Genomic DNA, 9,429 nt, shown 5'->3' with positions numbered 1-9,429 from the left:
GGGTGTACAGACAGCGATGCGACGGAGCAGGTGCCCGCACCTTCGGGCACGCCGACGGTGGAGCAGTTTCTCGAGATGATCCCCTCGCCGGAACGCCTCGAGCAGGAGGCTTGTCGTCTGGCAGTCGTGGGTGCCACCTGCCCGCTCTCGCCCGGTTCCGCTTCAGCGCCAACGCGATAAGCAGTGCGACACGTCCGGAAGGCGGCTGGCACTCGACCCGCGGCATTTCCGGATGACCGGCTCCTCGGGCAGCCTCCCGGGTGCCGTCGCACCCCGCGCAGGTCCTCTAGGACCAGGTGTAGCCGCGCAGAGCGCCGAGCGCCGCCAGTGCTGCGCAGCCGACAATGCCCCACAGCATGAGTTGCCATCTGCCCCACAGCAGTCCGGCGGCGAGGGCGGGCGTGCCCAGGAGCAGCCCGGCGAAGGCCATCCACCGAGCCGCCAGACCGTGATTGACGGGCTCGCCGGAGTTGAAGCTCCCAGCTCCCACGATGCCGCCCGCTATGAAGGCGATCAGAGCACCGACGAGGCAGGCCAGCGTGACGGTGCCCAACGTGACGGCGCGCCATAGGTCCCGCTTGTCCCACAGCGGCGTGTACGTGGGATTCTGATTCTTCTCGGTCGCGCGGGTCACGATCACAGGCTCGCCCTTGGCCGGCGGCGTCGCGTGAGTCGCCGTACTCAGGTCTTGACTGAACTCGCGCTTCTCCATGCCGGCCGCGCCGGCTTGCCGCACACCGCCGAGGCGTGGTTGCGGCCGCCTCTCGTCGGCGGTACCGGGACGCCCCACCAGCGGCATGAGCGTGCGAGTTCGCGTGCGTCACGTCTCTGCATGATTGTGCAGCCCAGAGACAGGGTCGGCTCGCTGCGCGAACGGGGCGGGGCGCGCACAGCTGTTGCCCGAATGCCGATCCTCGACCGGGAGCCTCTCGGACGCGCCCGTGAGCGGACGGGGGCATGTTCGGCGTATCGAGGGGCGCCGTGAGATCCCGCGCGACCTTGCGGCCTCGGGCCGCGTCTACTTGACGTGACCATTCGAGCGACGCAGCCTCCGGCAGGCTGGCGGGCGACGTGACCGAAGCAGAGTTCGAGCAGCTGTACGCGGCCTGCGCGCCGCGGCTCGTGCGCGCTGTCTATGCCGTGACCGGGGACATGAACGAGGCCCAGGACGTCGTCAACGAGGCCTTCATGCGGGCCTGGGCCGCGCGGCGCAGCCTGGGGCGCGTCGATCAGCCCGAGGCGTGGCTGCGCACTGTTGCAGTGCGGCTCGCTGTGAGCCGCTGGCGCCGCACCCGCACGGCGGCAGCTGCATGGCTGCGCAAGGACATCGCTGAGGCGGTGCCCGAGGTGTCGCCGGACAGCGTCGCACTGGTGGCCGCGCTGCGCCAGCTACCCGACACGCAACGGGTGGCGGTCGTCCTGCACTACTTCTACGACCTGCCTCTTGCACGGATCGCCACCGAGACGAACAGCTCGCTAAGCGCCGTGAAGTCCCGCTTGTCCCGCGCCAGGACCACGCTCGCCGTGTTGCTCGCCGACCCCGCACCCCAGGAGCCCTCCCGTGCCTGACCCCGATCTGACAACCGCCTTCCACCGCCTCGACGAGGAGCTGGCCCGTGCCCGGGCCGCACACCCGGCCGCAATCTCGCCCCTGGTCCGGGCCCGGGCCCGCCGACAGCGACGGCTCGCCGCTACGGGCGGAGGACTCGCGGTCGCGAGCATCGTGGCCGGAGTGAGCGTCACCACCGGCGCTGCGCCGCAGGGAGGCGGCACCTCGCAGTCTGAGCTGAGCGCCGGCGCCTCGACCCCGCAGACGCCGCTGCCTGTGCCCACCGCATGCGCGGACCCGACGTCGTATGACATTCCGGCGACCGAACCTGACCGCGTGCTGCAGTTGAGCGCCGGCACCGGCGCTCTCAGCGCACTGCAGCTGACCCCCGCCGACCTCGGCGCTGGCTGGGCCGAAGCCCCCACAGGCACCCTGATCGGCGCGCTGCCCGGCTTTCCCAACTCCGGCAGCTACGCCGACGTCGACGCCCGGTCCCTGCGTACGGACCAGAACGCCGCCTCCGCCAGCTGGACGATCCACCAGACAACCGTGCAGATGAAGCCCGGCCAGGGCTCCGCGAGCTGGCAGGAGGTCACGGACCGGCTGCTCTGCACCACGCCCGAACACGCGGTGCGCGTGCTCGACGCCGGCGAACACGCGGGCGCGCGGTGGCTCGTTGTGCGCCACACCTTGCCCACCAAGGTGACTCGTGACCGCGGCAACACCCTTCCTGACGGCCCTGCCGTCACTCAGTGGCGGGTGATCGTCAACCAGGGGGACCTCCTCACCATCGTCGACGTCGACCGGTGGGGCGGCGGGGAGTTCATCAACTCGGAGCTTCCCACCCCCTGGGCGCAGGCGCTCGCAAGAGCCACTGTCGCTCGCCTGACCGGACAAGCGCCCAACCCGATGCCCACCCTTCAGTAGCGACCACTGGAAGCCGGCCCTTTCAGCAGCAAGGGGCGGCACTGCAAGCCTGGTGGGGTGTGGTCGTTCACCATCCCGGAAGGGGAACGGCCTACAGTGACGCCACATGTCAGGGACAGGCCGGGGTGCTTTCGACGGCCTGCCATCGGTTTGCTCCGTCCGGCGAACAATCCCGCTCGGGTGCCTTCTGCGGATGCGGCCGTCACCGGCTATCGCGCACTCGGGCTGAACGTGTAGCGGGTGGCGTAGAGCCTCCGTCCACCGGTGCCCGTATGTTCATCCGCCGCAGACGTTGCCGATCATCAGCACGACCGGGCGAGGCGCACGCGCCGCGACGGCGGCATGGTCGCGCGTCCCCGCGCGCACGGCGGCATGGTCGCGCGTCCCCGCGCGCACGGCGGCATGAGCGTGCATGGACGGGCTGAGGCATGCTGAGGCTGTGCGTTGGCCTCTGGATGCTGAGGCTTACGAGCGGGTGTGACGGACAGCGTCCACCTCGAGGAGGTGGGCGCGTGCGTATCCGAGCCGCTGGCGCCCTTGTCGCGTGCGCGGCCTTGACCACCGGCTGCGGCGGGGACGGCGTCGTCGGGGCCGTAGGCGGTGGCGCGACCTGCGTTGCGAACTACCCCTACTACCGCAGCGTGCCCGAGCTCGTGAGTGCCAGTGACGTCATCGTCGTCGCCGTGCCGGGCACGCAGGAGGAGCGAGGCATCGACTACGGCAGCGGCTCGGAGGAGGACCACCGCGTGTGGCCTCTGGAGGTCCGGCGCGTCCTGCGCGGTGAGGTTCCTGCCGGTGCCCCGCTGGAGGTGAAGCAGATGAGCTGCAGCGACGAGCCCCGACTCAAGCAGGGCGAGGCGCAGCTCCTCTTCCTGGGCACTTACCCGGACACTCCCGGGATGCCCGCGTCACTGATCAACCCTGAGCAGGGGCAGTACGTCCTGGACGATGCCGGCATGCCCCGGCCCGTCAGAGATAACCAGCTCCGCCCCGGCATGGACGAGGTTGAGCGGCTCTCGCACTCGATTCCAGCCCGGTGACGTAAGCACCTGTCCTGTGGCTGGGCGACCCTGACCCCTGCAGAGTTGCGCTCATCGGCACGACCCGATGGCCAGCGCGCCGCGACGGCGGCATGACCGGATGCCGTCGCAAAGCGGGAACGAGAGCAGAACCTTCTGCTGTGCTGGCGCGTGGTAGTCGTGTGAGGGTGACGGGGGATGGCCAGGACTCGGAGCGCGCGTTCGAGGAGTTCGTGCTGTCCGTCTCACCCCGGCTGCTGGTAATCGCGCGCCTGGTGTGCGGTGATGAGCACCGCGCCCAGGATCTGACGCAGCAGGCGCTGGTCGCGGTGTACCGGCACTGGGGCAGGCTGCGGGAGGACCCGTTCGCCTACGCGCGGCGATCCGTGGTCAACGCCAACGTCTCCTGGTGGCGCAAGCATCGCCGCGAGGTGCTGACCGACGGCGAGGGTCTGGACTACGCGGTCGTTGACGGCGCCGATGGGCTGCTCGCGGCCCGAGCACTCGCAGCGGCGATGTCGGGCCTGACTTACCGGGAGCGGGCGGTGGTGGTGCTGCGCTACCTCGAGGACATGACCGAGCGGGAAACAGCTCACGAGCTGGGCATCGCAGTCGGCACCGTGAAGAGCACGACGGCCCGGGCGTTGCGCAAGCTCAGGCTGTCGCCCGAACTCGCCACCGTTGATGCACCGGAGAGGGCTCGATGATGACCGAGGAACGGCTACGTGAGCTGTACGCCGGGGCGGTGCAGGCGACAACTGCGGTCGACCCCGGCCGTGTGGTGAAGGCCAGCAGGCGCAGGCGCCGACGTGAGCGGGTGCTCGCGTCGACGGCCGCGCTGTCCGTTGGATGCGCGGTCCTCGCCCTGGCCCAGCTGGAGCTTCAGACGGCCCGTGGACAGGACGGCGTCACCGGCGCACGGTCAGGCGATGGTGGAACCGACCGCACGACACAGGGCGTGGACCTCCGGACGCGGCTGGGCATCCCGGCGACGGCCGACCCAGGCAGCTACATGCCGGGCGACATGCGCGTCCCGGCCGGGGAGATCGCCGATCTCGGGCATGGTGCCGCTGCGTACGTCAGCCGTGCGGGCCTGCTCTGCCTCCAACCCAACCCCTCCAGCTTCGGGTGCAGCCACCCCAGCGTGCAGCGCCCGTCCGTGTCCACCACGCCCGACGGAGCTGGTCTGGTGACCGGCGTCGTTCCCGCTGCGGCCGCGACGGTCAGCATCACGTGCTCCGACGGTGTGGCCCGTGTCGCCGTGCCGCAGGCCGTCGACGGGCTCGTCGGGTTGAAGGTCTACGCCCTACCCGTGCCTGCGATCGCGGGTTCCGGACCTGCGACGACGCCGGCCGAGATCCAGCGCCGTGCTGAGCAGGTCTTACGACAGTCACGCGCCACCCGGGCCCAGGCCTACGACGCAAACGGGAACACGCTCTGACCGCGGCATGTCCGGATGCAGCCGGGCGAGTCGGGCTGTGTATGAACATGCAGTGGCCGTCGGTGTACGAGGCGCGAGCAGGTCCTGGTGGGGTGCCCGTCAGCGGAACGTCCAACGAGATGTGGGACAACGTCAGCGCCGCAATTGACCCCGTCCCACCCACAGACGGATACTGGCTCGGATGTGTGACCGAGGGGTTACTGCATGAGACAGCTTCCGGCTTCTATAGGTACCGCCGCGCCGGGCAAGGCTCGGGACGCCGGCACGACAAGGCTCCCTCGGCCACCGACGCGGCGGAACGCCGAACCGGCCGCCGGGGCGGTCGAGGTGCTCCGGCTTCAGCAGATGGCAGGAAACCGCGCCGTCGCTCAGCTACTCAGAGGTTCAGCGGTGCCTTCAACCACCGCGAGGCCCGCTCCGCGGCCTGACAACGTCCCCGCCGTGCGGCGCGAAGCACCTCCCGGGACCTACGACTCCGTGACTGGCGCCGCCGCGGGTGTTCGGGCACCGGTGCAACGGCTCGTCGGAGTGGCGTACACCTCGGAATCGGCCATCGATTTCTACAATCTCTTGGCCATCGACTACGCGATCCAGACGGGCGGAACGCCTCCCGTCAAGCTGCTCGCCGCAGCGACACCGGCGGAGATTGCGGGGCAACCGACCCTCTACATCGTCGCGCACGGACTCCAGGGAAGCGCGGGGCACTACAACGCAGACGAGATCGCCGGACTGATCAGCGGTGCCGTGAGCAAGCATAAAGGTGTCGTTGCCCTGAGCCGCGTCGTCTTCCTAACCTGCTGGGCCGGAACGTCGCCCCCGGGCGGTGAGAGCGTCGTCGATGCGGTTGCGAAGGCTCTCAGTAGCTACAAGGGCATCTCCGTCCGGGGTCCCAAGGGAGCATCCATTCTCCACCGGCTCGCGCTTGGTGGGGACGCTGTCGTCGTGGACAGCACCCGCCAAGGGATCAAGCGGGCCGCGGGCGCGACGGGGAGTGGCCCTGCTACGACGACAACGGCCGGGATAACCAAGATGACTAATGCATTCGCGATTCAGGCCGAAAAGCGAAAGAAGTACGGTCCGTCCACTGAGGAAGAGAAGGCCATCATGGACGCTCTTGCCCAGCCGGACATCGTTCGGCGAGCCGAAGCCGCGACGAAGGCCACAGCACCGTTCGTGGCGAAATTCGTGCGAAGCCTGGACCGGTATCAGCTTGTCATCAAGCGAGGGGATGACTGGTCAGACCGGGTGAGCTGACCAGTCATCTGCTCCGCACTATGTCGATGTCACGCCGGCGTACTCGGCTCACCGCGACGCCGCATGCGTCAGGCTGACGTGAGACACCTCCGGTAGAACAGCTCCCTCTGCACAGGGCGAGAACAGGGAAGATCACGATGACTATGACGCCTGCGGCCCTGCGGAGAGCGTTCGCTGATGATGCGGCATGAGCCCACGATTGGAGCGCCCGCGGCGGCAGACGTTCACCGCCGAGGACAAGCTGGGGATCGTCGCGGAGTACGAGGCGGCCTAGCCGGGTGCTAAGGGCGCGATGCTGCGCCGGAAGGGGTTGTGCTTCTCGCACGTGGTGGTGTCGCGCCGGGCCCGAGACGCCGGCGGGCTCGCCGTCTGGGGTTCGCTTGTGAGAAATCACTCGAAGGATTCGCCCGGTGGCCGCGCCCACATCGGAGGCCCGCGGTCACTCAGGTGTGTCTTACCACTCTGGTGGAGTCCACTCACTCACAGAGCCAAGTCGTCGCCAGCCAGGTCTCCCACGGCACGTTGTCTTACGTCAACAAAGATGAATAAGACCGATTGCCGGTCGCGCGACGGGCGACAGACAGGACCGACGCGGACGTTCCTAAGGCTTGGTAATTATCGTCGTACGACACATCAGGGGAGCGTCCCGTTGAGGGAACCGCTTGCGCGAAGCACCTGGTCAGGTCGTCGGCGTCGCGGTGGCACCTGGTGGTTGTCGCGTGAGACCCGCCCCGTGAACAACCCGCTCGGGTGCCTCCTGCGGGACGCCCTGCCTCCAGCCGCTGAGCGCTTCGGCCGAAGATGCAGCGGCACCAGCGGACGTCTGGCTGGATGCTCGTACCAGCGCCCGCATCCCCATCCCGCGGTGGGCACGCCCTGTCTTCGGCAAGACCGTAAGACTCTGGCTGACCCCGAACCCGACTTGATCGATTGGCGCAGAGGGCTGCCCCAGCAACCACCGCGGACAACTGCCTCCAGACGACGCGCGCCTGCCGTCGGCGCTGGAGCCCCAGGCGCCCGAACACCAGCGACTACCGCGTACGCCGAACCTCAGCCGATTCCACCGACTTGCGCTCTCTCAGCAACCGCTGCACGCACGCCTCCACCTCGTCGAGCACCCGGTCGAGATCGCTGAGGTCGAGCCACTCGTGCCAGACGCCACGAGTCCGCCGCCACCAGCGCCCATAGCCCGGGGTCGAGACAGCGATGTCCTCGTCCAACCCGTCGAACCACACGTTCACCGGCTCGGGCACCCCCGGCATCTGCACCCGAGTCCCCCAGCCGTACACCGCTCCCTGGCCGTCGTCCGACTCCCAGAACCGGTCCTCGTGCTCGTACGGGACGCCGAGCTCGGCCAGCACGCGCTCGAGGCGTCGGCGCAGCGCCACCTGCTCGAGCGGAGGATCCGGCGGGGGAAGGTCCGGCACCGGCACAAGCTAACGCCCAGACGACGCACCACAGAGCACAGCAACGACGAGGCATGCGTCGTCCACTGTCACGGGAGCAGCACCGCACGCCGCATGCTCACCGGACGACGGCGCAGCAAACCCCGGCGCGGCGGCGACAGTCAGCCCCGCCCGGCCGCCCGCAGCTCCGCACACTCCCCCGGCCCGGGGACAGAGTCCAAGCCCGGCCCGATCGCCGCCAGCACCAGCCCGGTCGCCAGCGGATCGCGCGGCAGCGCCCCGTGATCGGCCCGGCTGTCGGCGCACACGTCCTGCAGCGGGACGTCGACCGCACCGAGCAGAGAAGCGGAGTCGACCGGCGTCACCACGTCGTCGTACCGGGACCACACCGACACCCACCGCGGCCCCTCCGGCGCCTCGTCCCCGGCGTTCAACTCGGTGAGCACCTCGGAGTTCGGCGCCAGCTGTTGGCAGCCCAACGGGCAGACCTCGTCGTCGCCGAGCAGCACCCCGAGCGCGGCGACCTGCGCGCCGTGGTGGGGCGAGCCCAGCGTGACGATGCGCCGCGCCTTGGTCTCGCCGGCGTGCTCGCGTACCCAGAGCCGGATCGTCACGCCGCCGGCCGAGTAGCCCACGAGGTCGACCGAGTGGGCGCCGGAAGACAGCGCCGCCGTGACCGATGTGTCCAGAGAGGCCGCAGCCTCCCGCAGGTCCCCCCGCCCGTCCCCCGGCAGGTCGACGACCGTCGCGTCGCGCCCGGCGGCCCGGACCCGCTCGGCCAGCGGCTGCAGCGAGGCGGTGGACCCGCCGTACCCGGGCACCAGGAGCACCGGCCCGGGCACGTCCTGCGGGACGACGGGCGGGTCAACCGCAGGCTCGTCGGACCAGGGCTGCAGCACGGCGAGCACGCCCGCACCGAGCGCGACGACGAGAAGGACCGCGAGGCCCGCGAGCAGCCGGCGCACGCGATCAGCCCGGCAGCAGGCTGCGTACCTCGATCGTCTGGTCTCGGCCGGGGCCGACGCCGATCGCGCTCATCGGCGCGCCGGACATCTCCTCGAGCGCCTTGACGTAGGCCCGCGCGTTCTTCGGCAGGTCCTCGAGCGTCTTGGCGCCGGTGATGTCCTCGGTCCAGCCGGGGAAGTACTCGTAGATCGGCTTCGCGTGGTGGAAGTCGGTCTGCGTCATCGGCATCTCGTCGTGGCGGACCCCATCCACGTCGTACGCGACACAGACCGGGATGCGCTCCCAGCCCGTCAGGACGTCGAGCTTGGTGAGGACGAAGTCGGTCGTGCCGTTGATGCGCGCGGCGAAGCGGGCGACGACGGCGTCGTACCAGCCGCAGCGGCGCGGGCGGCCGGTCGTGGTGCCGAACTCGCCGCCGTCCTGGCGCAGCTTCTCCCCGTCGGCGTCGAGCAGCTCGGTCGGGAACGGGCCGGCGCCGACGCGGGTCGTGTAGGCCTTGACGACCGCGACGACCCGGTCGATGCGGGTCGGGGGCACGCCCGAGCCGGTGCAGGCGCCGCCGGACGTCGGGTTCGACGAGGTGACGAACGGATAGGTGCCGTGGTCCACGTCGAGCAGCGTGGCCTGGCCGCCCTCGAGCACCATCGTCGCGCCGTCGTCGAGCGCCTGGTTGAGCAGCAGCGCGGTGTCGCGGACGTAGGGCCGCAGCCGGTCGACGTAGGTCAGCAGCTCCTCGGCGACCTCGTCGACGGTGATCGCGCGCCGGTTGAAGACCTTGACCAGCAGGTTGTTCTTCTGGTCGAGCGAGCCCTCGATCTTCTGCCGGAGGATCTTCTCGTCGAAGAGGTCCTGCACGCGGACGCCGAG

The 9,429-nt window shown here is 69.8% G+C and carries 10 protein-coding genes; 6 read left to right on the top strand and 4 right to left on the bottom strand.

Translation table 11 applies throughout. The features are described 5' to 3' along the window. Positions 1-286: 286 nt before the first annotated feature. Positions 287-712, bottom strand: coding sequence for a hypothetical protein (locus tag G9H71_RS13185; RefSeq protein WP_166282562.1), 426 nt, complete (start codon positions 710-712; stop codon positions 287-289). A gap of 359 nt (positions 713-1,071) precedes the next feature. On the opposite strand from G9H71_RS13185, the gene G9H71_RS13180 reads away from it, so the two are divergent. The 6 genes from G9H71_RS13180 to G9H71_RS13155 all read left to right on the top strand — a co-directional run bounded on the left by G9H71_RS13180 (position 1,072) and on the right by G9H71_RS13155 (position 6,190). Further along, a complete protein-coding gene (locus G9H71_RS13180) occupies positions 1,072-1,569 on the top strand; it encodes an RNA polymerase sigma factor (protein ID WP_166174654.1) in 498 nt (165 codons plus the stop codon). Continuing rightward, positions 1,562-2,476 carry a hypothetical protein gene (locus tag G9H71_RS13175; protein ID WP_166282560.1) on the top strand — a complete coding sequence of 305 codons (915 nt, stop codon included), beginning with the start codon at positions 1,562-1,564 and terminating at the stop codon, positions 2,474-2,476. The genes G9H71_RS13180 and G9H71_RS13175 overlap by 8 nt, the downstream gene beginning before the upstream one ends. A gap of 512 nt (positions 2,477-2,988) precedes the next feature. Then, the gene (locus G9H71_RS13170) at positions 2,989-3,516 is read left to right on the top strand and encodes a hypothetical protein (protein ID WP_166282558.1); all 528 of its coding nucleotides are present in this window, start codon (positions 2,989-2,991) and stop codon (positions 3,514-3,516) included. A gap of 167 nt (positions 3,517-3,683) precedes the next feature. Beyond that, on the top strand, positions 3,684-4,202 hold the full coding sequence (locus G9H71_RS13165) for a SigE family RNA polymerase sigma factor (RefSeq protein WP_331272963.1): 519 nt from the start codon (positions 3,684-3,686) through the stop codon (positions 4,200-4,202). Between the two features lie 251 nt (positions 4,203-4,453). Continuing rightward, positions 4,454-4,936, top strand: a complete 483-nt coding sequence (locus tag G9H71_RS13160; protein WP_166282554.1) for a hypothetical protein — start codon at positions 4,454-4,456, stop codon at positions 4,934-4,936. A 528-nt stretch (positions 4,937-5,464) separates the two neighbouring features. Further along, entirely contained in the window at positions 5,465-6,190 is a 726-nt protein-coding gene (locus G9H71_RS13155) for a glycosyltransferase family protein (RefSeq protein WP_166282552.1), read from the top strand. 1,031 nt (positions 6,191-7,221) lie between these two features. On the opposite strand, the gene G9H71_RS13150 is transcribed toward G9H71_RS13155, so the two are convergent. The 3 genes from G9H71_RS13150 to G9H71_RS13140 form a co-directional block, all read right to left on the bottom strand. Further along, positions 7,222-7,617, bottom strand: a complete 396-nt coding sequence (locus G9H71_RS13150; RefSeq protein ID WP_166282550.1) for a hypothetical protein — start codon at positions 7,615-7,617, stop codon at positions 7,222-7,224. A 140-nt stretch (positions 7,618-7,757) separates the two neighbouring features. Continuing rightward, positions 7,758-8,561: an esterase/lipase family protein gene (locus G9H71_RS13145; protein ID WP_231134761.1), complete on the bottom strand. Its 804-nt coding sequence runs from the start codon at positions 8,559-8,561 to the stop codon at positions 7,758-7,760. Positions 8,562-8,565: 4 nt separating this feature from the next. Beyond that, positions 8,566-9,429, bottom strand: an 864-nt coding sequence (locus G9H71_RS13140; RefSeq protein ID WP_166282548.1) for an adenylosuccinate synthetase, incomplete at its 5' end; no start/stop codon positions are given.

This window comes from Motilibacter deserti (genome assembly GCF_011250635.1).
Lineage (GTDB): Bacteria > Actinomycetota > Actinomycetes > Motilibacterales > Motilibacteraceae > Motilibacter_A > Motilibacter_A deserti.
This window is presented reverse-complemented; position numbering and strand designations above follow the sequence as displayed.